The sequence below is a fragment of the Streptomyces sp. Y20 genome (assembly GCF_043195475.1).
Classification (GTDB): Bacteria; Actinomycetota; Actinomycetes; order Streptomycetales; family Streptomycetaceae; genus Streptomyces.
Genome location: NZ_JBIDDP010000006.1, coordinates 458,761 through 479,380, shown reverse-complemented (window position 1 = coordinate 479,380; position 20,620 = coordinate 458,761). Strand labels below are relative to the sequence as shown.

General features: G+C 70.6%; 18 protein-coding genes and 7 pseudogenes. 15 read left to right on the top strand and 10 right to left on the bottom strand.

All coding sequences use genetic code 11. From position 1 onward, the window contains the following. The 5 genes and pseudogenes from ACGFT1_RS18875 to ACGFT1_RS18855 form a co-directional block, all read left to right on the top strand. Positions 1-120, top strand: a pseudogene (locus ACGFT1_RS18875) (IS30 family transposase); the annotation flags it as partial. A gap of 156 nt (positions 121-276) precedes the next feature. Continuing rightward, positions 277-1,014: a recombinase family protein gene (locus ACGFT1_RS18870; protein WP_373910098.1), complete on the top strand. Its 738-nt coding sequence runs from the start codon at positions 277-279 to the stop codon at positions 1,012-1,014. Further along, a complete protein-coding gene (locus tag ACGFT1_RS18865) occupies positions 947-1,210 on the top strand; it encodes a hypothetical protein (protein WP_373910097.1) in 264 nt (87 codons plus the stop codon). The genes ACGFT1_RS18870 and ACGFT1_RS18865 overlap by 68 nt, the downstream gene beginning before the upstream one ends. A gap of 93 nt (positions 1,211-1,303) precedes the next feature. Next, complete coding sequence (locus ACGFT1_RS18860; protein WP_373910096.1) at positions 1,304-1,699, top strand: site-specific integrase; 396 nt, start codon at positions 1,304-1,306, stop codon at positions 1,697-1,699. Further along, positions 1,677-1,975 (top strand): annotated as a pseudogene (locus tag ACGFT1_RS18855) (hypothetical protein); the annotation flags it as partial. The gene ACGFT1_RS18860 and the pseudogene ACGFT1_RS18855, both read left to right, overlap by 23 nt. 55 nt (positions 1,976-2,030) lie before the next feature. On the opposite strand, the pseudogene ACGFT1_RS18850 reads toward ACGFT1_RS18855, so the two are convergent. Continuing rightward, positions 2,031-2,156 (bottom strand): annotated as a pseudogene (locus ACGFT1_RS18850) (phosphopantetheine-binding protein); the annotation flags it as partial. Between the two features lie 539 nt (positions 2,157-2,695). Between ACGFT1_RS18850 and ACGFT1_RS18845 the strand changes: the two are divergent. The 3 genes from ACGFT1_RS18845 (at position 2,696) to ACGFT1_RS18835 (ending at position 4,863) form a co-directional block, all read left to right on the top strand. Next, positions 2,696-3,766, top strand: coding sequence for a hypothetical protein (locus ACGFT1_RS18845; RefSeq protein WP_373910095.1), 1,071 nt, complete (start codon positions 2,696-2,698; stop codon positions 3,764-3,766). Positions 3,767-3,840: 74 nt separating this feature from the next. Further along, on the top strand, positions 3,841-4,071 hold the full coding sequence (locus ACGFT1_RS18840; RefSeq protein WP_373910094.1) for a hypothetical protein: 231 nt from the start codon (positions 3,841-3,843) through the stop codon (positions 4,069-4,071). A 450-nt stretch (positions 4,072-4,521) separates the two neighbouring features. Beyond that, positions 4,522-4,863 (top strand): hypothetical protein, encoded by a 342-nt coding sequence (locus ACGFT1_RS18835; protein ID WP_373910093.1) that lies wholly within the window; start codon positions 4,522-4,524, stop codon positions 4,861-4,863. A 376-nt stretch (positions 4,864-5,239) separates the two neighbouring features. Here ACGFT1_RS18835 and ACGFT1_RS18830 read toward each other — a convergent pair whose 3' ends face one another. From ACGFT1_RS18830 to ACGFT1_RS18820, 3 genes and pseudogenes are all read right to left on the bottom strand, one after another. Continuing rightward, on the bottom strand, positions 5,240-5,701 hold the full coding sequence (locus ACGFT1_RS18830; RefSeq protein WP_373910092.1) for a hypothetical protein: 462 nt from the start codon (positions 5,699-5,701) through the stop codon (positions 5,240-5,242). A 119-nt stretch (positions 5,702-5,820) separates the two neighbouring features. Beyond that, a pseudogene (locus ACGFT1_RS18825) lies at positions 5,821-5,940 on the bottom strand (ATP-binding protein); the annotation flags it as partial. 329 nt (positions 5,941-6,269) lie between these two features. Next, a pseudogene (locus ACGFT1_RS18820) lies at positions 6,270-6,533 on the bottom strand (IS21 family transposase); the annotation flags it as partial. A gap of 263 nt (positions 6,534-6,796) precedes the next feature. Between ACGFT1_RS18820 and ACGFT1_RS18815 the strand changes: the two are divergent. Further along, complete coding sequence (locus ACGFT1_RS18815) at positions 6,797-7,384, top strand: RNA polymerase sigma factor (protein ID WP_373910091.1); 588 nt, start codon at positions 6,797-6,799, stop codon at positions 7,382-7,384. After that, positions 7,374-8,147 carry a hypothetical protein gene (locus ACGFT1_RS18810; RefSeq protein WP_373910090.1) on the top strand — a complete coding sequence of 258 codons (774 nt, stop codon included), beginning with the start codon at positions 7,374-7,376 and terminating at the stop codon, positions 8,145-8,147. The genes ACGFT1_RS18815 and ACGFT1_RS18810 overlap by 11 nt, the downstream gene beginning before the upstream one ends. Before the next feature lie 25 nt (positions 8,148-8,172). On the opposite strand, the gene ACGFT1_RS18805 is transcribed toward ACGFT1_RS18810, so the two are convergent. The 4 genes and pseudogenes from ACGFT1_RS18805 to ACGFT1_RS18790 form a co-directional block, all read right to left on the bottom strand. Then, on the bottom strand, positions 8,173-9,126 hold the full coding sequence (locus ACGFT1_RS18805) for a serine/threonine-protein kinase (RefSeq protein WP_373910089.1): 954 nt from the start codon (positions 9,124-9,126) through the stop codon (positions 8,173-8,175). Then, positions 9,123-10,958, bottom strand: a complete 1,836-nt coding sequence (locus tag ACGFT1_RS18800) for an ABC transporter ATP-binding protein (RefSeq protein WP_373910088.1) — start codon at positions 10,956-10,958, stop codon at positions 9,123-9,125. Before ACGFT1_RS18800 ends, ACGFT1_RS18805 begins: the two co-directional genes overlap by 4 nt. Positions 10,959-11,045: 87 nt before the next feature. After that, a complete protein-coding gene (locus tag ACGFT1_RS18795) occupies positions 11,046-11,222 on the bottom strand; it encodes a hypothetical protein (protein ID WP_373910087.1) in 177 nt (58 codons plus the stop codon). A 109-nt stretch (positions 11,223-11,331) separates the two neighbouring features. After that, a pseudogene (locus tag ACGFT1_RS18790) lies at positions 11,332-11,785 on the bottom strand (FAD:protein FMN transferase); the annotation flags it as partial. A gap of 308 nt (positions 11,786-12,093) precedes the next feature. Between ACGFT1_RS18790 and ACGFT1_RS18785 the strand changes: the two are divergent. From ACGFT1_RS18785 to ACGFT1_RS18770, 4 genes and pseudogenes are all read left to right on the top strand, one after another. Continuing rightward, the gene (locus ACGFT1_RS18785; RefSeq protein WP_373910086.1) at positions 12,094-12,867 is read left to right on the top strand and encodes a maleylpyruvate isomerase family mycothiol-dependent enzyme; all 774 of its coding nucleotides are present in this window, start codon (positions 12,094-12,096) and stop codon (positions 12,865-12,867) included. 426 nt (positions 12,868-13,293) lie between these two features. Continuing rightward, positions 13,294-15,277 (top strand): annotated as a pseudogene (locus ACGFT1_RS18780) (APC family permease). A gap of 10 nt (positions 15,278-15,287) precedes the next feature. Then, complete coding sequence (locus ACGFT1_RS18775; protein WP_373910085.1) at positions 15,288-16,700, top strand: ATP-binding protein; 1,413 nt, start codon at positions 15,288-15,290, stop codon at positions 16,698-16,700. After that, positions 16,697-17,383 carry a response regulator gene (locus tag ACGFT1_RS18770; protein ID WP_373910084.1) on the top strand — a complete coding sequence of 229 codons (687 nt, stop codon included), beginning with the start codon at positions 16,697-16,699 and terminating at the stop codon, positions 17,381-17,383. The genes ACGFT1_RS18775 and ACGFT1_RS18770 overlap by 4 nt, the downstream gene beginning before the upstream one ends. A gap of 263 nt (positions 17,384-17,646) precedes the next feature. On the opposite strand, the gene ACGFT1_RS18765 is transcribed toward ACGFT1_RS18770, so the two are convergent. Beyond that, positions 17,647-18,585 (bottom strand): alpha/beta hydrolase, encoded by a 939-nt coding sequence (locus ACGFT1_RS18765; RefSeq protein ID WP_373910083.1) that lies wholly within the window; start codon positions 18,583-18,585, stop codon positions 17,647-17,649. Between the two features lie 107 nt (positions 18,586-18,692). Here ACGFT1_RS18765 and ACGFT1_RS18760 point away from each other — a divergent pair, with 107 nt between their 5' ends. After that, complete coding sequence (locus tag ACGFT1_RS18760) at positions 18,693-19,328, top strand: TetR/AcrR family transcriptional regulator (protein WP_373910082.1); 636 nt, start codon at positions 18,693-18,695, stop codon at positions 19,326-19,328. Between the two features lie 226 nt (positions 19,329-19,554). On the opposite strand, the gene ACGFT1_RS18755 is transcribed toward ACGFT1_RS18760, so the two are convergent. Next, positions 19,555-20,343 (bottom strand): hypothetical protein, encoded by a 789-nt coding sequence (locus ACGFT1_RS18755; protein WP_373910081.1) that lies wholly within the window; start codon positions 20,341-20,343, stop codon positions 19,555-19,557. Between the last annotated feature and the right edge of the window lie 277 nt (positions 20,344-20,620).

Here is a 20,620-nt window from a genome sequence, read left to right as displayed (position 1 = left end):
GCCGACCTGGACGCCATCGCTCACGAACTCAACCACCGTCCGCGCAAGACCCACGGCTACCGCACTCCGGCAGAGGTCTACGCTGACCTCCTGAACAGCAGTGATGCGCTGACCGCTTGAGCTCGCCATCGTTTGGTGACAGGCGCGGCGGGCGTCCAATGAACCCGGACTTTTCGGGGTCTCGCGGCGATGCGAATTCAATGAGATCCGATGGCGGATGATGACAGGGTTTGCTGACAGCCAAGGTCGAATGCGACCACCACAACGGGGAGCGGCATGGCCAACCTGGTCTACAAGCGGGTGTCGACCGACCAGCAGTCGACCGACCGCCAGAACCTCGTCCTCGCCGAGGCCGGGATCGAGGACCCAGTCGTCTTCGAGGAGGACGCCGACACCTCCAGCCGCCTCCACCCGCTGGAACGGCCGAAGGTCCGCGAGCTGCTCACCTACGCGCGGCCGGGCGACACCGTGCACATCTCCGAGATGTTCCGCCTCGTACGCGGAACCCAGCACATCCTCGACGTACTCGACGTCCTCCACCGCGACCGCCTCGCCCTGCGCATCCACGACGGCGCGTTCTCCGCGATGGACCTCACCGCCCGCCACCCACGCACCGGAGAACTGCTGTCCACCGTGAAGTTCATGGTGCAGACCCTCGCCGCCGCCGGCGAACTCCAGCGCGACCTCCAGCGGGAACTGACCTACGACGGGCTGCGCGCGGCCGAGGCCAAAGGCAACAAGGGCGGGCGCCGCCCGGTCGTCACGGCAGCGAAGGCCGCCGCCGTACGCGCCGCGTACCTGGGCGGCCGGTCCATCGCCAGTCTCGCCCGCGACCACCACGTCAGCCGCGGCGCCATCCGTACCGCCGTTGCCGACCTCCCGCCCGAGCACACCGTCGTCGCCCCGGACGTCCGTCCCAGCTCCGGAGCTGCCGGTCGTCCTCGACATGCCGGGAAAGATCGCGGACTTCCTCCGCGCGGCCGACCTGGACCCCGCCGAGCGCGCCGCGCTTGACCACGGCCAGGCCGTACGGCGCGGACAGGGCTACACCCTGCGCATCAGCGCCCTGCCCTCGGTTCACCGTCAGCTCCTCGCCCGCTGCCAGTCCCTCGACGGCACCGGGGCGATCCCGGCACAGCGCAAGGCCCGCCGCGAGTACGAGAACCGCGTCAGCGCCCTCGTTGACCTACGGCCCGAGCATCACTCTTAGCTACTTTGCCCCTGGGGACAGAGCTGGGAGTCCGGGGCCGCCAAGGGCGGGGCGACCGAGTGGATTCACTGGCAGTCCGGCACCGCACAGCTGTTGCCCCGCCTGATCGCGGGCCGCACCCGCGGCCCACTGTTTCTCACCGGCCGCAAGGCCCCGGCCGGGACGCCGACGCTGGACGTGTGCCGGGAGACCGGGCGGGCCCGACTCTCGTACCGCCGGGCTGAGGAGATCTTCGAGGAGAACACGCGGCTGCTGGCCAACCCGCTCGCCTCACCCGAGGACATCGAGGACCTGGACGGGTGGACTCTTCACCGGCTACGTCACAGTGCCCTGACACACGACGCCGAGGGCGGCACCTCCACCCCGATGCTGCTGGCCCGCTCCCGCCACGCCTCTGTCCGCTCCCTGGAGCGGTACGCCCGGCCCGGCGTCGACTCAGTCGCCCGACACGTCGCCGAACGCGACCCCGCCGCACGTCGCCGCACGTAACGCCCCTCGTTTGCGGCTGGTGACAGTGTTCTTACCGGTACCCCAGGTTGCAGCCGACCGCGCCGGCCTCCAGCAGCCGCTCCACCAGTCGATGCTCGCCCTGACCGGCCAGGCCCGTCTTCGGGAGCCCCGTCGTCTGCGGTTCCGCCTGTTCTCCGCCGCCACCCGACTCGTCACCACCAGCCGGCGCCGCATCCTCCGCCTCGCCCGCCCCTGGCCCTGGACCAGTGAGGTCACAGGGCACTCGAATGTCTTGCACTCCCGCCGGACCCCGGCCGTCCAGGCGCAGCCACTTCGCCCGGGTCCTCAACGGCCGCCGAGAGAGGGGCACCTGCAGCTCGTCGGAGAGCCGGGCGGCCAGCCGGGTCGCCAGCAGGAAGTGACCCCCGAGGTCGAAGAAGTTGCCCTGCGGCCCGATCCGGTCCACCCCGAGCATCCGCGACCAGATCTCGCCCACCCAATCGGTGATCCGGTCCCGGGTGGTGAGCCCGGCACGGGGCCGCGCCGCGGCGGCTGCGGGCACGGCGGCCGGGGCGGGTGGCGCCCCGGCCGGGGCGGTGACCGGCGGTGCGGGGCGTCGGCCGGCAGTCGGCGCCGCGGGCGGCGGCTCGATCGGTCAGACAACGTTCAACTCGCCTGCCGGACACGGCACTGAGGGGCGATCCGCCTTTGTGTGTCAGCCGTTGTTAGCGCACCCGGATGTTCCTCAACCCCCGAACCGGTGTTGCCCGTGGCCGTTTTTACTGCCGCGCCGACTCACGTGCGGGAGCTTGCCTTGCTTGGGGGTTTCGCCTGGTCGGGTGAAATTCGTACCTCGTTAGGATCTACACCTGAGGAAGTTTGCAGCAATCCATGTCACCCATTCACTCACATGGCGCGATGTTGGCATAAGACAGGGGCAATCTGGCTACATTGCCTAATGTCCTCCCCTTCCCAGTCACCATCACTCCGGAGCGCGTCATGCCCGTCCCTTTGAGTTCGTACGCTGAATCCGCCGTGGCCAATGATGCCAATCTGGCCAAGTCTCAACTCTCGGCGAGTCTCCTGACACCATCCCCCGAGACGCGTGCGCAGGCGCTCCGACGACCCGCCACTACGCAGCCGGACCAAAACGTGGTCGGCGTAGGTATCGGCGAGAAGATCGTGGCCGGGCGAAACACGGGACTGCTGGCCGTCAAGGTGTTTGTACGGCACAAGTTCCCGCTCGACCACCTGCCGGAGCACCACCAACTACCCACGAATCTCAACGGGCTGGACGTCGACGTCGAACAGGTGGGAACCATCGTCGCGTTCGCGCCGGATCCCAAACTTCGCTACCGGCCGCTGCGCCCGGGAAGCAGTGTCGGCTACCAGGATCCAGCGGGCCAAGTCGTGATGGCAGGTACGCTCGGCGCCATCGTGGGCAACTCCGATAACTATTACATCCTGAGCAACAACCATGTCCTCGCAGACGAAGGCCGCCTGCCCGTAGGCGCTCCGATCTATCAGCCCGGACTGTTGGACGGCGGCAACCCGGCGACCGACGAAGTGGCGAAATTGACTCACTTCATCCCGCTCGAGCCGAAGAACAACACGGTCGACTGTGCCATCGCTCAACTCGATCCTGAAATCGTCGCGGCCGTCGCGGATCTGGTGGCGGGTCCGCCCACCGGAACTACCACAGCCGTGCTGCACGAGGCGGTCGAGAAGTCCGGGCGTACCACGGGCTTTACCACTGGTACCGTTACAAGCGTCAACACGGACGCCATCGTTTCCTACGAGACCGGGACGTTGAGCTTCACCGGTCAGATCGCCATCACAGGCCATGGCGGGCATCCCTTCAGCGCTGCTGGCGACTCCGGCTCTCTCATCATTGACCGCGTGACGGGGAAAGCAGTGGGACTGCTCTTCGCAGGCGGTACCACGACCACCTTCGCCAACCCGATCGACGACGTGATCGCCACGCTCGGCGTGTCGATCCTCACGTCGGGCCCGGTGACCGGTCCCGGCCCGCACCCCGGTGGGCGCGGCCCCGGGCATGGTGGCGGTCCGGGACATGATGGTGGGGGTACCGGGGCACGGCGGTAACCCGTCGACAACAAGCGACCTCAGTACGCCATCCCAGCCACCAGCACCCAGTGGGCACCTATCTGCTGTCCTGAATGGGAGAGAAGGCCGTGTCGGAGGATCTGGACGCTCTCAAGACGGAGATCAACCACGAGTGGCTCGGTCGTGGCGGAGTGGTCGCCGTCGGTGTCGGTGAGGAGAATGGTCGTGGCGTCGTGATCGTCACTCTGGACCACGACCGGCCGACGGCGCAGACGATCGCTGAGCGCTATGCCGGTCGCCCCGTCATCGTACGAAGCGGCGAAGGTGAGATCCGTCCATTCTGACGGCTGCGACTGGGCGCCCCCGGCGCAGGGGCGACATTTCACGCACGAACCACGTCCGCAAACGGACCCTCGCCGTGCACGCTGCGCTGCCATGGACCGGACCGGTACGTACGGAGCCGTGTCCCAGCCAGCATTCTTAGCGCCCAGGTGGCGGGCCGGCATGTCAGCGCAGCAGCAGCGGCGCGGTGGCGAGGTTGCGGTGGTCATGCCGCCCTCGAGCCCGTACCCGCCCGCCCGCCCGCCATGCAGCCGCTGCCGTGATGCACCGCCTGCACCACCCGTCGCAGCCCGCGCAACGCCGTCCTCGCGCGGATCCATCCAGCGCCGGGCCTGCCCCGGACCATGATCTGCACCCACCACCAGCAGGCCTCCAGCGACCCCCGACACCGTGCCCGCTCGGCATCCGCTCCTGCCCGAATTCACCCGAACCCGCCTCGCCGCCCGCCGCCGATGGACGGCGGCCTCCCTGAGCTGGGCGACGCGATCAGCACGCGCTGGTACGACCACCACCAGCACTTGCACATCCACTGGCAAGAGCGCCTTCACCAGCTCACCGCCGCGAACCCCCACCTCGCCCGAGGACCGGCCTCCCCCACCCTTACCTGCCGCGGCCTGATCACCTACCCCGAGACCCTCACCCTCGCCGCAGCTCTGGCCCGCCTGCCCCCGCATCCCCTGAGCCGCACCCACCCGACCGCCTTCCTCCACCACCTCGCCAGCCGCCTCCAACTGCCCCGCCTCGCACCCGCCAGCAGGTGGCGTTCATGGGCTTGGCGGAGTCCCACCGCCTGATCGTTGTCGACCCGGGCCGCCGGCGACGCCGACACTGGGGTGGTGGCGCCCGGGTCGGCCGCCGGGGGCTTGAGGCCCCAGGCGTCGGCGACGACGTCGCGCTCGGCGGCCGGATCCGGGGCCGGGTCGGGCGCGGCCGCGGTCGGCGTGGTGCTCCAGGCGTCGGCCGGGCGAGTCGCCGTGCGCGGCGGCGGGCTGCGTGTCGCAGGTGGGCGGCTTCTGCAATTGCACCGAGCCGGCCTGCGTCGGGAGACCCGCGGGCGTCAGGCCGTCGGCGGCCTTCTCGCCGGTGGCAGCTTGGCCCATCTGGACATTCTCGCCACGGTGACGGGCCTGCTCCGGGTGCGAACGGGACGCCTGTGGATCGCTCACAGGTTCACTTCTGGGGGAAGGCAGAGAACTTCCCCGTTTCCTCCTGCTTCTGCCGGGTGACTACGCTCCGGCTCTCCCGAATCGGCAACCGGTGGCCGGTCGTTGCGTCGGTCACGGTCCTCGAACCCAGGGGCTTGCGCAGAGTCACGCGGGCCGGACCCATCCGGGCGTCCGCCGGGCAGACGACGTCCGGCCCCGTGCGGGTGGTGACGCGCACGGTGAGGGAGAGGGTCTCGGGTGTCTCGGTCACATGGAGCCGAGGAACGCTGTCGCACCCGCCCGACTCAGCCATGACGGTGAGGGTGCGACGGTCGACGCTCACCGTGACCGGGTGAGCGATCTCCTCATTCCTCGTAACGGTTGTCGATCCCGCTGCCGGCGAACCCGCGCATCCCGTCAGGCCGACCAGGCCCAGGATCGCCAGGGTCACCGGCACAACGCACTGATCAATCATCTGAGTCTTCACAGTGAACAGACGCCGGCGGAAGCGGATTCGTTCGCCCCGACGGCCAGCGGGCACCGCTCGGTGGTTGCGGTTGCTGGAGCAGCGAGGGCTGGCGTCAACGGTCTGAGCTGGCCCCACCGGTGTGTCTTGCCGGTACCGGAGTCTCCGATCAGGCAGAGCGGCTCGCCCTTCTTCACCCACTCGCAGGTGGCGAGGCTATTGACCAGGGCAGGTGTGACGTGGGGGTTGGCCGAGTGGTCGGGGACCGGCCCTCGCTCTCAGCGGCCTTGTGCGCCTCGAGCGCGACGACGTCCGCGGTGCAGGCCCCGGCCTCCAGTGCGGCGGTGATGCCGGCGACGACACCGCGGTGCTGCAGGTGCCGGTGCAGCAGCAGGACATGGACCAGGGCCTTCGTCCCGTCTGCCTCGCCGAGCGTGTGTTCGGCCGCGGACCAGAAGGCCTCGTAGGCGGGAGTGAAGGTGCCCGCGCGGCGGGCCTGGTCCAGGGCCTCGGAACCGGCCAGGGCTCCCGGCTTGGCCAGCAGGACCTCCAGGACGTGGTGGTCGAGCACCACCCGCTCGGCGCCCTTGGTGGTCAGGCGCGGGTGGCGGGCGATCTCGGTTCGGCCGTGGAAGACGACGACCTCGCTCGAGCGGAGCAGGGCGTGCAGGACGTGCACCTGGCGGGCGATGTAGCGGACCGGAACCGAGTACCGGCAGACGCGGACGGCGACCATGCCGTAGCGGTCGACCCGCGGCTCGGAGGCCACCCCCGTTTCGAACGAGTCCTCCGGGACTGGCAGGAGGAGCGGTGCCTCGTTGGTGAAGTCCTGGCCGATGGTACGGATCCGCATCCCGATCCGCCGGTTCTCCTCGGCCTGTCCGAACGCGGCGAAGGCGTCGTTGAGCTCGTCGAGGGAGTCTTCGCGTGGGTGTTGTTGCATGACTTCGGTCAGGCAACACAGGCCGAGCTGCACGACATCCTGAGCACCATCGCGGGTGACGACGGGCACTGACCCGCGTGCGTGCGGGCCCGGAGCATGCGGCGGACAATGGGAGTGTGATCTTTCGCCGTCGGCGAGCAATCTCCGGGCGGCGGCCGGCCGTATACAGAGGTGTGTCGGGTTTCCGGTTCCCCGTGGGCCGCCTCCCGGACGAGGCTCTGCTGTCCGGGCTGGCCACCGGCGACCCGGAACTCGCCGTCGCCTTCGTACGGAGGTTCCAGCACAGGGTTTTCGGCGTCGCCATGACGGTCATCGGCGACCGGCAGATCGCCGAGGACATCGCACAGCAGACATTCGAACGCGCATGGCGTCATGCGCAGGTCTACGACTCGCGCCGCGGCTCGGTCACGACCTGGCTGACGACCATCGCGCACAACCTCGCCATCGACGCCGTCCGCGCGCGGCGGACGGAGCCGGTGGCACCCGAAGATCTCGACGCGCTGGTGGGCGCCGTCACCGAGACCCCCGAGCGGTGGGCGCTGGCCGACGAGGCCTCCTCCCAGCTGCGGGCCGCCGTGGCACGGCTGCCACGGGGGCAGGCCCGTGCCCTGGTGATGGCGGGCATCTACGGAATGACGGCCCAGCAGATCGCCGACCTGGAGCAGATTCCGCTGGGCACCGCCAAGACACGGATCCGGGCGGCGATGGCAAAGCTGCGGACCACACTCGGGTCTCCGAACCGAGGCGACCATGTCCAGTGACGCGAATTGCAAGAAGCTGCGGGAATACGGCGCAGAGCTGGCCCTGGGCGTGCTCTCCGGCCGCGAGCGGGCCGAGGCGTTCGCCCATCTGGACCGGTGCGCGGACTGCCGGGAGTACATCGAGCACCTGACATTGGTCGGCGACGGGCTGATCGGGCTGCTGCCGGACCGCGAGCCGCCCCTGGGCTTCGAGACCCGGGTGGGACGTGCGCTGATCCGGGACGCCGCGGCACAGGAGCCGCGCCCGCCCGCGCGCGCGTCCGGCCGCCTGCCCACCGGCTGGCGCGGCCGCGGCCACCGGGCCCGGCTGCGGCTCGCGTCGATCGGGGCCGCCGCGGCGGTCGCCTGCGGGCTCGCCGGCTGGGGGATCAGCACGGCCGTGCAGGAGGTCACCGCCTCGCCCCCCGCCGCCTCCGTGAGCGAGCCGATGCTGGTCGGAGACCTGACCTCGGCCGCGGACCGCGGGCAGCCCGTCGGCGAGGTGTACGCCCATCCCGGTACCTCCGGGTGGCTCTTCGTGTCCGTCGATCTCGACGGCCGGGGCACCCGGTACAGCGGCAGGGTCACCTGTCTCCTGGAGCACGCGGACGGCACGACCGTCCGGGTCGGTGACTTCGCCGTGCGGGACGGTCGCGGCGACTGGGGTGCGCCGGCCGCCGTCGACACCGCGGCGGTCTCCGGTGCCCGCCTGACCTCCTCCGACGGCACCGTCATCGCCACGTCCCGGCTGCAGGTCGGCCACGTCCAGACGCCGGTGGACTAAAGGCCCGGCCCCGTCCGCCACGGCCTCAGCGGGGCGGTGCGGGCAGTGCCGACCGCAGAGCGGCGGCCAGTTCGTCGACGGCGGGCCGGGCGGAGGGATCGGCCCGCAGGCAGGCGTCGACGGCGCCGGCGACAGCGGACGGCAGGCGCCGCCGGGAGCCGATCGGCGGGGCGCTGCGGTCCAGCTGCGGATACCGCTCGCCGGTGCTGCCGGTGCTCTCGCCGGCCCCGTCACGCCGCTCACGCCGCTCGTGCCCGGTACCCGGCCCGCCGCCGTTCTCGCCGTTCTCGCCGTTCTGGGCGCTCGCGGCCCTCGCGTGGTCGTCGTCGCGGGCGAACGGCGCGTCACCGCACGCGACCTCGAACAAGGTGATGCCGATGCCCCACACGTCGGCCGCGGCCGTCAGCGGCCCTCCCCGGGCCTGCTCCGGAGCGAGGTAGCCCCGCGTGCCCACCCCGGGGGGCGCGGGCCCGGGGGGCCGCGCGACACTCAGGTCCAGCACCTTCGCGTGACCGCAGTCCACCACCACGTTGGACGGTTTGACGTCCAGGTGCAGCAGGCCCCGGCCGTGCAGGTAGTGGATCGCGGAGCACAGCTGCACCCCGAGCAGCGCCACGTCGGCGGCGCCCGGTCGGCGCCGCAACCGGTGCACGAGGTGGGACAGGGTCTCACCGGTCAGCGTCTCCAGCACGACGAGCGGTTCGGGCGACTCGAAGGTCTCGTAGGCCCGGGTCAGATGCGGATGGGTGAACTCCCGCAGCCACCCGCCCTCCCGCAGCAGCCGCTCGCGCAGCCGCTTGTCGTCCCGGCGGTCGGGCCGCACGGTCTTGATCACACACCGGCAGGCCCGTTCCTCGCTCCAGGCGTCGTAGACGTCCAGCCAGCCCGTGCGCGTCAGATGCGCCAGCACCTCGTAGCCCGGGGCCGGTTTCGCGCCCGGTGCGAGGGCGGCGGGCCGCCGCGGGGTAAAGGCGCTCACGACGGCACCGGCCGCATGGCCGCGGACCCGCTCGCGGCGTTCAGCCGGTGGAGCCGGGCGTAGGCCCCGCCCCGCCGCAGCAGGTCCTCGTGGGTGCCGTACTCGACGACCCGGCCGCGGTCGAGCACCGCGATGTGCGTGGCGTCGCGGACGGTCAGCAGGTTGTGGGAGATCACGATGGTCGTCCGCCCGGCCATGAGCCGCCGCAGCGGGTCCATGATCCGCCGTCCCGACCGGACGTCCAGCCCGCTGGTCGGTTCGTCCAGGAGGAGCACCGGCGCGTCCCTGATCATCGCGCGGGCGATCGCCAGGCGCTGGCACTGTCCGCCGGAGAGCGTCCGGCCCCGCTGGCCGACCATCGTGTCGTAGCCCTCGGGCAGAAGTTCGATGAAGTCGTGCGCGTCCGCCGCGCGCGCCGCCGCGACGATCTGCGCCTGCGTCGCCTCCGGCCGGCCGTAGGCGATGTTGTCCCGTACGGTGCCTTGGAAGACGAGCGTCTCCTGCAGGACCACCGCGACGTTCTCCCGCACGTCGGACAGACGCAGGTCGCGCAGGTCGGTCCCGTCGAGGCGGACCGCTCCCCGGTCGGGGTCGTAGAAGCGCAACTGCAGCTTGGCCACCGTCGACTTGCCCGCGCCGCTCGCCCCGACCAGCGCCAGCGTCTGCCCGGCCGCGACCTGGAAGGACACGTCGGACAGGGCCCAGGACGAGGTACCGGGATAGCGGAAACCGACGCCGTCGAACTCCACATCGCCCCGCGCGCGGCCGATCGGCCGGGCGCCCGCGGCCTGGACGACCTGCGGCCGCTCATCCAGCAGTTCGATGATCCGTTCGGCGGAGGCGGAGGCGGCGTAGAAGGTGGTGCCGAGGCGCGAGAGGCCCCGGACCGGGCTGTAGAGCTTGCCGATCAGCGCGAGGAAGACCAGCAGCCCGCCCAGTGTGAGCTGCCCCTGGGCGAGCTTCCAGGTGCCCAGGCCCATGACCGCCAGGCCGCCCGACACCTCGATCATCTCCACGACGGGTCGGTAGACGGCGTGGATCCGCGCCGAGGCCATCACCGCGTGGAACCGGCCGAGGTTCTCCGCACCGAAGCGACGCTGCTCCCATTCCTGCCGGTTGTACGCCTGCACCAGGGCCACGTTGCCCAGCGTCTCCTCGGCGATCGCGCTGATCGAACCGCTGCGCCGCCGGCGTTCCCGGGACGCCTTCTTGATCAGCCGCGAGAAGTGCCGGGCCGCACCCCAGAACATCGGCACGATGGCGAGGGCCAGGAGGGTCAGGTCCCACTGCAGGTAGAAGAGCAGGCCGAGGAAGACGCCCAGCTGGATCACGTAGTAGAAGGCGTCCGCCACGCCCGAGAGCAGGAACGTCTCGACCGAGTCGACGTCGCCCGTCACCCGGGAGAGCACGTCCCCCAGCCGCCGGCGTTCGAAGAATCCGAGCGACAGCCCCTGGACGTGTCCGAAGACGGCGGAGCGGAGGGTGAGCAGGAAGCGTTCGCTGACCCAGGTGGACGTCACGTCGTCGGCGAAGCCGAGAACGCCGGAGCCGACGACGAGGCCCAGGTAGGTCGGAGCGAGCCACAGCAGTGGCCCGAGGTCACGGGGGACGAGCACGTCGTCCACCACGATCTTGAAAAGCCATATCTCCCCGGCGTCGATGGCGGGGCCGATCAGGCTGAAGAGGACCACGGGAACGAACCAGCGGCGGCCCCCGCGGGTGTACGGCCAGAACCGACGGAACACCTCGCGCGGCGCCACCGGCGGCGGGGCCGCGACCACGGCGTCCGACGCCTCACCCACCGTCAGCAGACGCCGAAGGCCGTACGCCATGGCATGTGTTCCTCGTGGATCGACATGGACCGACGGCCGAGCGGGCCGGGTTCTTGGTTCTCCGGTCCGCTCAGCCTTCGTGTGGGGTCAGTACCGGTTGTTGTCGTCGTGGTCACCGTGACCGTGACGGCCGCCGTGGTCGCCGTGGCCCTCACGGTCACCGTGTCCGTGACGCCCGCCGTGGCCGCTGCGGTCGTCGTTGTTGGACGTGTCGTTGCCGTGGTTGCGGTGCCTGGCGGGCATGAGATTGCTGAAGATTGCCATGGCTTTCCTCCTGAAACTTGCAGCACTTGGGATACGTCTCAGAACAGAAGTTGGATGGCTTTCCGGGACAAAAGTGAAAAAAATCTGCGAAGTGACGGCTGTCATCCCCGCCGAGGCGCGCCGCCAGCCCCCGGTGCAACGCACCTCGCCGCTCGCCGTGATCAGCAGCGCCTCCACGCCGGGCAGTGACTCCGGCCACGCGGCCAGACCAGCGATCCCCTCGCGAACGCCGCGGCCGCCCAGCAGACCACCCTGGTCAGCTGGGGACCCACCACCATCACCGAGACCAGGCCGGCCACCGCCGACCTGCCCGTACGCGGATCCACGAGGTGCGCGCCCCGCTCCGCCGTACCGGACACGGCCACCGACAGTCCGTCCACCCCGGCCGCCGAGACCACCGCCGCCAGCCCGCCGTGGCGCGGGGGGCGGTCGGACACGCCCACCCGCCACGGCCGGTGCGGTTCCGGCGTGCCGACCATCTGGACGCCCCCACCGCCGCTCACGCTGACCCCCTCACGCCGTCCGCGCTGCTCGCCCCACCCCGACACCGGCGGCGCGCGCCCTGGTTAGCCGCCCAGACCGTAACCGAGGCGTGCGCGCACGTCGGCTGGAACGGCTGGCCGGCCGCGGCCACTGATCGAGGGCACCGAAGCGGTCGGCGACCCGATCCAGATCCTCCACCAACGTCCTCCACGCCCTGTGGCACGGCCAGCCGGCGGCCTGCTTGGACACGCCGCCGCACGAACGCGTCCTCGTCGGCCCGCGGGGCTGGAGCGGCCCCGGGTGCGCGACAGCCGGTTCCGCCAAGGCCGTGCGGAAAAAGAACACAGGGCACTGGACAGCAAGTTCTTGCGGGGACACGATCGCGTTCATGACACCCGAGGATGCCATTGTCACCACTGCCGACCGGATCGCGGAGCTGCTGCAGGCGGGGGCCGACCCACACACGCCGCTGCCGGGCGCGGAGTGGACGGTGGGGGAGGCGGCGGCGCACCTCGCGCTGGCGGGGAAGCTGATGGCGGACCTCGGGGCGGGCGAGGACCGCCCCTACGGCGATGGGACACCGAGCGGTCTCGCGGCGGCCAACCGTGCGGCTCTGGCCGTCTTCCCGCAGCGGGATCCGGCGGTCCTCGGTGCGGAGATCGCGGACAGGGCCCGGGCCTTCGTCGCGGCCGCGGCCGGCCACAGTCCGCGGGAGGCGGTGCTGACGCCGATGGGGCTGATGGACATGGCCACCCTGGGCTCGTACCTGCTCACGCACCTGCTCGGGCACGGATACGACATCGCGGTCGCGCTGCGCGGGCCGCACATGGTCAACCGGGAAGTGGTCGCGTTCACGCTGCCCTTCATGCGACTGGCCATGCCACGTGTAGTGAGCGCCGGCGCGGCCAGCCACCATGCGTGCTATCTGTTGCGGATCGGCCGCGACCGCTTCGCCGTCACCTTCGCGGACGGCGTGCCCACGGTCACCGACACCCCGCCCCGGCGCCCCGATTGCACGATAGCCATCGACCCCGTCGCGTTCCTCCTCCTCGCCCTGGGCCGCTGGACCGCCCCCACCGCCATGGCTCGCGCCAAGGTCGTCGTCTGGGGCCGCAAACCGTGGCTGGGCCTGCGCTTCCCGATGCTCTTCACAGCGCCATAGACGCGCCTCCTCGGCCCGCTCCGTCTCGCACTCGGCGGCGTCCACACCTACCCCGTCCCCTCGTGGGCCGACAGCCTTTGACACGCGGCGATCTCACGACGCGCGCCCCGGAGCCCGGGAAGCACGTGATCATCTACAGGGGCGGTACCGAGGAGCCGGGCCGGGGCCGCTGGGCCGGGAGCCGGCCGCGGGCCCGGGACGCCGAACCGGCCGCGGACGGCAGGCCAAGGAGGAAACCGCGCGGGGCCACGCGGGCGCGAGGCCGGGAGCCGGACCCCTAGGCCGCGCGGCGCCGACCGCCGGACCGGGCGCGGGCCACCGCGGCCACGCTGTTGTTGGACCGTCGCGCCAAGACGGCGTGAAGATCGCCGGTGGCGGCGTCAAGGCGGCGCGAAGATTCGGGCGCCGCTTCGTCGGGCCGGTTTGCTGCCGGTTGTGTCTATATCGTTCAAGCGGCTGATTGTGGGCCGCCCCCTCAGTAGTGACCGTCTGGGTGAGCAGATGCTGCCCAAGCGGATTGCCCTGCCGGTTTTTGCCAGTGACCCGTTGTCGTCGGTGGCGTACGCGACGCAGGAGATCCTGCTGGTGCTGACGCTGGGCGGGCTGGCCTATCTGCACCTGGCGCCATGGGTGGCGGCCGCGGTGGTGGTGCTGCTGGCGGTGGTGGTGCTGTCCTACCGGCAGGTGGTGCAGGCTTACCCCTCCGGCGGGGGCTCGTACGAGGTGGCCTCCCGCAACCTGGGGCCGTGGGCGGGGCTGGTGGTGGCCTCGGCGCTGATGGTGGACTACGTGATGACGGTGGCCGTGTCGGTGGCGGCCGGCGTGGACAACATCATCTCCGCGGTACCGGCACTGGGTCCGTACCGGGTGGCGGTGAATCTGGGGTTCGTGGCGCTGCTGACCGCGATGAATCTGCGTGGGGTCCGTGAGTCGGGGCGGCTGTTCGCGGTGCCGACCTATCTGTTCATCGCCGGCGTCCTGGCCATGGTCGCGACGGGGTTGCTGCAGACGGCATTCGGCCACGCCCCGGTTGCCGAGAGCGCCGCCTGGCAGGTTCACGCCGAGCCCGGAAGCATGGGACTGACCGGGATGGCGCTGGTGATGCTGGCGCTGCGGGCGTTCTCCTCCGGCTGTACGGCGTTGACCGGTGCGGAGGCGATCTCCAACGGGGTGCCGGCGTTCAGGCCGCCCAGGGCGCGCAACGCGGCGACCACGATGGCGGCGATGGGCGGGTTGTCGATCGGCATGTTCGCCGGGATCACGGCGCTGGCTCTGATCGCGGATGTGCGGTACGTCGAAGACCCCTGCCGGCTGGTCGGTTTCCCAGGAAACTGTGCAACCGGCTCGCAGCGCACGGTGATCGCAGATCGCGGCAGCAGTGTTCGGCGGTACGCACTCGGTGATGTTCTTCTACATTCAGGCCGCGACCGCATTGATCCTGATCCTGGCGGCCAACACCGCCTTCAACGGTTTCCCCCTGCTGGCGGCGATCCTGGCCGAGCACCGCTATCTGCCCCGCCAGCTCCACACCCGCGGTGACCGTCTCGCCTTCTCCAACGGCATCGTCATCCTGGCCGTGATCGCCGGCACCCTGATCTATGCCTTCCAGGGGTCGGTGACCCGTCTGATCCAGCTCTACATCCTGGGCGTTTTCACCTCCTTCACCCTCTCCCAGGTCGGCATGGTCCGGCACTGGAACCGTGAACTGGCCGGCCAGAGCGACCCCGCGCAGCGTCGGCGCGTCCACCGCTCCCGAGCGATCAACACGGTGGGCGCCTGCCTGACCGCAGTGGTGCTGGTCGTCGTGCTGATCACCAAGTTCTCTCACGGCGCGTACCTGGTGGTGATCGCCATGCCGGTGTTGTACGCAATAATGCGCGGCATTCGCCGCCACTACGACCGGGTGGCCGTCGAGCTGCGCCCCCAGCCGGGCGGCATCGTACTGCCCACCCGGATCCACGCGGTGGTGCTCGTCTCGCAACTGCACCGGCCCACCCTGCGCGCGCTGGGCTACGCCAAGGCCACCCGCCCCGACTCCCTCACCGCACTCACAGCCAAGATCACCGACGAGGAGGTGAGCGCTCTGCGCGCCGAGTGGGAGGAGCGGCAGATCTCGGTGCCGCTGACGGTGATGGCCTCTCCGTACCGGGACATCACCGGATCGGTGCTGGAGTACGTCGCCCACCTGCACCGCGAGTATCCCCAGGATCTGATCGCCGTCTACATTCCCGAGTACGTGGTCGGCCACTGGTGGGAGCAGCTGCTGCACAACCAGTCCGCGCTGCGGCTGAAGGCCCGGCTGCTGTTCCAGCGCGGGGTGATGGTGACCAGCGTGCCGTGGCAGCTGGATTCCAGCGACCGCGTGCAGCCGCACGACGAGCCGCGCGGCGCCGGGTCCAAGGTCGGATAGCGTTTCGATCGTGAAGGGCTTGGATCTGCCGTACCGCGGTGGCCGGCGCCGCAGGAGCAGGCGCCGTCAGCTGGCCACGGCCGGCGCCGCCGCGGCGGGCCTGGCAGCCCTCACTGCGGCCCTGGTGCCCGTGAGGAACTCGCTGTCGCTGGCCAGCATCGTGCTGATCTACCTCACGGCGGTGGTCATCGTGGCCGCTACCGGAGGCCTGCGCCTGGCGCTGGCGGCCGCGGTGGCCTCCGATACGCTGGTCAACTTCTTCTTCGTCCCGCCCTTCCACGCGCTGACGGTGGAGAACCGGGACCTGGTGATCACCCTGGCCGTCTACGTGGTAGTCGCCACCACCGTCAGCGTCGCGGTCGACCTGGCCGCCCGCCAGCGCGCCGCCGCCGCCCGCAGCGGCGTCGAGGCCGCCCTGCTGGCCCGGATCACCGAGGCGCCCTTGGAGGAACGGCCGCTGAGCGCGGTGCTGGAGCACGTGAGGGAGACCTTCGGCATGACCGGCGCCGCGCTGCTGGAACACACCGACGACGGCGAACGCCTGGTCGCCGTCGTCGGCGAACCGCCATCAGCTGATCCGACGCTGTCCGCGCCGGTCGGAGAACACCTGCGGCTGGTGGCGGACGGGCCGGCCGTCTTCGCCCCCGACCAGCGCTTCCTCACCCTGCTGGCCACCGCCGCCGCCCGCGCGCTGCAAGCCGAGCGCCTCGCTGCTCAGGCCGCCCGCGCGCTGGAGTTGACCGAGATCGACAAACTGCGGGCGGCCCTGCTGGCTGCCGTCGGCCACGACCTGCGCACCCCGCTCGCCGGCATCAAAGCGTGCGTGTCCAGCCTGCGCGAACCCGACCTGGAACTCACAGACGCCCAGCAGGCCGAACTCCTGGCCACCGTGGACGCCTCCACCGACAAGATGAACGACCTGGTCGAAAACCTCCTCGCACTCAGCCGCCTGCAAGCCGGCGCCCTCAGCGTCCATCCCCGCGCCACTGCTCTGGACGAGGTCACCGCCGCCGCCCTCCTGCACACCCCACCACCGTCCGGCCGCACCCTGGATATCGATGTGCCGGACGACCTCTCGGCCGCCTGGGCAGATCCGGGCCTGCTGGAACGCGTCATCGCCAACCTGGTTGCCAACGCGCTCAGCGCCGGACCACCGGACCAGCCCGTCCACGTACACGCCCGCCAGGAAGGAAACGTGATCCGCCTGCAGGTCACCGACCACGGCCCCGGCATCCCCGCCGAGGAGCGGGAACGCATCTTCGCTCCCTTCCAGCGCATGACCGACCACACCACCCACCAGGGTCTCGGCCTGGGCCTGGCCATCGCCCGCGGCTTCACCGAAGCCATGAACGGCACCCTCACCCCCACCGGCACTCCCGGCGGCGGCCTCACCATGACCCTCACCCTCCCCACCACGCCATGACCCGCGTCCTCATCGTCGACGACGACCCCCACCTGCTGCGCGCCCTGACCATCGCCCTGACCGCCCGCGGCTACCAGACCAACGCCGCCCCCGACGCCACCACCGCCCTGCAGGCAGCCGCCACCGCCGCACCCGACCTGGCCGTCATCGACCTCGGACTGCCCGACCTCGACGGCATCAACATCGTCGAAAGCCTCCGCGGCTGGTCCACCGCCCCGATCATCGTCCTGTCCGCACGCCACGACGAGACCGCCAAGATCAACGCCCTGGACGCCGGCGCCGACGACTACGTCACCAAACCCTTCGGCATGGGCGAACTCCTCGCCCGCATCCGCGCCGCCCTACGCCGCGCCGCCCCCGCCGACGAACAGCCCCTGATCACCACAACGGCGTTCACCGTCGACCTGGCCGCCAAGCGCGTCACCACCGCAGCCGGCGAAACCCGCCTCACCCCCACCGAATGGCACCTGCTGGAAATCCTCGTCCGCAACCCCGGACGCCTGGTAACCCAACGCCAACTCCTCCAAGAGGTCTGGGGGCCCCGCTACGAGAAGGAGACCAACTACCTGCGCGTCCACCTCGCCAACCTCCGCCGCAAACTCGAACCGGAACCGGCCCAGCCTCGTTACCTCATCACCGAACCCGGCATCGGCTACCGCTTCACCCCCGACATTCCCACCTGACTGCGTGCGCGCTCGCCACCCCGGAACCGGCGACGGTCCATGCCGCCTGTCCCAACAGGGCACGCATGCCTGGCAGCGGGGCCCGGCACCGCGACACGACGCAGCTGACCACGGACGGCATCCTGACTCCGACCGGCAGGCGCGGCTCAGCGGCGGTCCTGGAACCCGCTGCGCGCGTTGCTGCCTCCTGGCGAGGGTCGGCGCAGTGGTGGACGCTTGCGTGCGGCAGAGGTTCGGCGACTGGCGATGCCGCCCAGGCCGGGTCAGTCGAAGGCTGTGGCCACGGCGTCCGAGAGCTGGTCCAGTATGTCCCGCGAGAGTTGCACCGAGCCGGTGAACGAGAGGAAGCCGTGAATGGCTCCCTCGACCGGGAGGTGCCGGACCGGCACGCCTGCGTCGGCCAGCTTGCGGGCGTAGTGGTCGCCCTGGTCGCGCAGGGGGTCGTTCTCGGCAGTGACGATGACGGTGGGAGCAAGTCCGGCCAGTTTGTCGAAGCGCGCCGGTGAGACCCGCGGGTCGGCGCCTTGGTCCGGAGTGCTGAGGTAGGCGCCCCAGAACCACTCGAGGTAGGAACGGGAGAGGACCGGTCCCGTCATGTTCTCGTACATCGAGGGACTGTCGTCGAACCGGTCGACCGCCGGGTAGGCGAGCACCTGGAGCGTGATGCGAGGTCCCCCGCGGCGCAGGGATTCCTGTGCGAGAACCGCGGCAAGGTTGCCGCCGGCGCTCTCGCCGAACACGGCGATGCGCTCTCCGTCGCCCCCGAAGTCGGGGGCGTTGTCCGCGACCCAGGTCAGCGCGGCGTAGGCGTCGTCAATCGCGGCCGGGAAGCGGTGCTCGGGTGCCAGCCGGTAGTCGACGGAGACCACGATCGTGCCGGAGCGGCTGGCCACGGTGCGGGCGATGTTGTCCTGGGTGTCCAGGTCGCCGAAGACCCATCCGCCGCCGTGGAAGAAGAGCGTCACGGGCAGCGGCCCGGCGTCCGGCTCGGTGCCGGGCCGGTAGATACGGACGGGTATGTCGCGGCCGGCGGCAGGGGCAGTGGTGTCCCTGACCTCGGCGATCGGTACGGGAGCGCCGGCCAGGGCGCCGAAGGCGCGCCCGAAAGCGCGGTTCTCCGCCACCGTCAGGGTCTCCGGGGCCGGTCCAGCTCCTGCGGCCACCTGCTCGAGCAGGCTTTCGATCTGGGGGTCGAGGGGCATGGCGCTCACCTATCTGAAGAGACGGCCACCCTCTATGGAATGACCTTTCCAGGATGATCGGCGGCACATGATTGGAATGTCAATTCCAACTTGGGTAGCGTGCGGGTATGAGCACACCAGTGAAGGCCGGAGAGCCGGCAAAGCAGCGGCTCACCAAGGGCGGCCGCAAGACCCGCGAACGCATCATCGAGACCGCTGCGGAGCTGATGTTCCACCGCGGCGCGGCAGGCACGAGCATCCCGGACATCCAGGCGGCCGCCGGGGTCAGCGCGTCGCAGATTTACCATTACTTCGGCGACAAGCAGGGCCTGGTCCTGGCGGTCATCGACCATCAGACGGATTCCCAGCTCGCCCGGCAACGTCCGCTGCTGGACAGTCTGGACAGCATCGAGGCCCTGCGTGAGTGGTGCGACAGAGCAGGGCGCCGGCAGGATGCCAGGGGGTGTGAAGGCGGCTGCGAGATCGGCTCGCTCGCCAGCGAACTCGCCGACAGCGATCAGTCGGCGCGGGCCAGCCTCGTTTCCGCCTTCGACCGGTGGGAAGGCCCCATCAGGTCGGGACTCGCACGTATGCAGGCACGCGGCGAGCTGAGCGAGCGCGCCGATACCGCCGCGCTCGCCACCGCTCTGCTGGCCGCCATCCAAGGCGGCATGCTGCTGTCCCAGGTCCGCCGGTCGAGCACCGCCTACCGGCAGGCCGTGTCCGTGGTGATCGACCACATCGAGAGTCACCTCGTCCGATAGCGGCTCGGGTCCCAGCCCACCACTGACACCCTTTGGCCTACGACCGGCGCCCGTCGGGTTCAGGGGGGGCGTCGATCCCGCCGACGTGGATCAGTGGCTTCGTAGGTGACGGTTGACGCCACTTGTAGGTCAGTTCTGACTCCACCCGGTGGGTGGGGGTGCCGATTTTGTAGGTGAGAAATGACGCCACCTGGCGGCCCCCGTGGCGGGTTGAGCCGGTGTCGGGTCACCATCGGGTGACGAGCGGCGTGTCCGGTCCGTACTGCCGCCAGGCTTCGCTGAGGCGGACGAGGCGGGTGGGGGCGGCGATGCCGCGCACGGTTGCGATCTTGCCGCCTGTGATGTCGAACGTCACGGCGCCGATGACCTGGTCGCCGATCACGAAGAGGATGGCGGGGGCGCCGTTGACGAGCGCGTAGTGGATGGCGGGCGTGCCGCCGGCAAGTCGCCGTGTGGGTTTGAAACCGGCCCGCGCGATGGCGGCGATGCGCTGCGGAGTGTCGTACTGCAGCAGCGCCTTGGCCGCGCCGGCGCCGTTGGAGTCGGCGATCGCGGTCGCGTCGTCGGTGAGCAGCGCCACCAGGCGTTCGGTGCGGCCTGAGGAGGCAGCGGCGAGGAATTCCTCGACGATCCTGCGGGCGGATGCCGGGTCGACTTCGCCGCCGCTGGGGCGCGCGGCGGTGATGCGGTGCCGGGCCCGGTGCAGGTGCTGCTGGCTTGCGGATTCGGTGATGTCGAGGATCTCGGCGATGGTCGGCCTTGGACCGTCGAGCCAGCCGACACCGCGATCAGCGTGCGGTCGCCTCCGAGGTCGTTGGCGCAGGGCTCCCGCTCCCCCGCCGACCAGGCGAAGGCCCCGGAGTCCCAGGCCTCGGCAAGCGGGACCAAGTGTTGTCCACACCGCTCGGTCCGTGGATGTAGCGGTCGCGACACCGCCCCTTGCGGCCGGGCCCGCGCCGCCGGCGGCAACGGCTTCGCGATCTCCCACAAGCCGTCCGGAACGATCTATGCCCACCGAACACTCCCCATGTCCAGCACAACTGCCGACTGGCGCCGCATCTGCCAACGTTCGCCCTGTTGGCGACTCGCATGCCGTCACGACAGACGGTTCAGCGTGGCCAGCGGCGTGGCACTTACAACGCCGGCCGGTCGAAGGGGAGGTGCATGCCCTGCTTGCCGCTGGTCGTGGGCTACTGCGGACCGGGGGCCCGGGCGAGGTGGTGAGTTGCCCGTGTGCTTGATCCGCGGTGACCGGCAGGGCGTGGTGTCCGGGACGGGTGGTCCGCGCTTCT

Bases quoted from the DNA above. Each gene is read 5' to 3' on its own strand.
- ACGFT1_RS18765 (WP_373910083.1), bottom strand. From the start codon at position 18,585: ATGCCCCTCGACCCCCAGATCGAAAGCCTGCTCGAGCAGGTGGCCGCA.
- ACGFT1_RS18840 (WP_373910094.1), top strand. From the start codon at position 3,841: ATGGGAGAGAAGGCCGTGTCGGAGGATCTGGACGCTCTCAAGACGGAG.
- ACGFT1_RS18870 (WP_373910098.1), top strand. From the start codon at position 277: ATGGCCAACCTGGTCTACAAGCGGGTGTCGACCGACCAGCAGTCGACC.
- ACGFT1_RS18770 (WP_373910084.1), top strand. From the start codon at position 16,697: ATGACCCGCGTCCTCATCGTCGACGACGACCCCCACCTGCTGCGCGCC.
- ACGFT1_RS18800 (WP_373910088.1), bottom strand. From the start codon at position 10,958: ATGGCGTACGGCCTTCGGCGTCTGCTGACGGTGGGTGAGGCGTCGGAC.
- ACGFT1_RS18785 (WP_373910086.1), top strand. From the start codon at position 12,094: ATGACACCCGAGGATGCCATTGTCACCACTGCCGACCGGATCGCGGAG.
- ACGFT1_RS18835 (WP_373910093.1), top strand. From the start codon at position 4,522: ATGGACGGCGGCCTCCCTGAGCTGGGCGACGCGATCAGCACGCGCTGG.
- ACGFT1_RS18865 (WP_373910097.1), top strand. From the start codon at position 947: ATGCCGGGAAAGATCGCGGACTTCCTCCGCGCGGCCGACCTGGACCCC.
- ACGFT1_RS18760 (WP_373910082.1), top strand. From the start codon at position 18,693: ATGAGCACACCAGTGAAGGCCGGAGAGCCGGCAAAGCAGCGGCTCACC.
- ACGFT1_RS18810 (WP_373910090.1), top strand. From the start codon at position 7,374: ATGTCCAGTGACGCGAATTGCAAGAAGCTGCGGGAATACGGCGCAGAG.
- ACGFT1_RS18795 (WP_373910087.1), bottom strand. From the start codon at position 11,222: ATGGCAATCTTCAGCAATCTCATGCCCGCCAGGCACCGCAACCACGGC.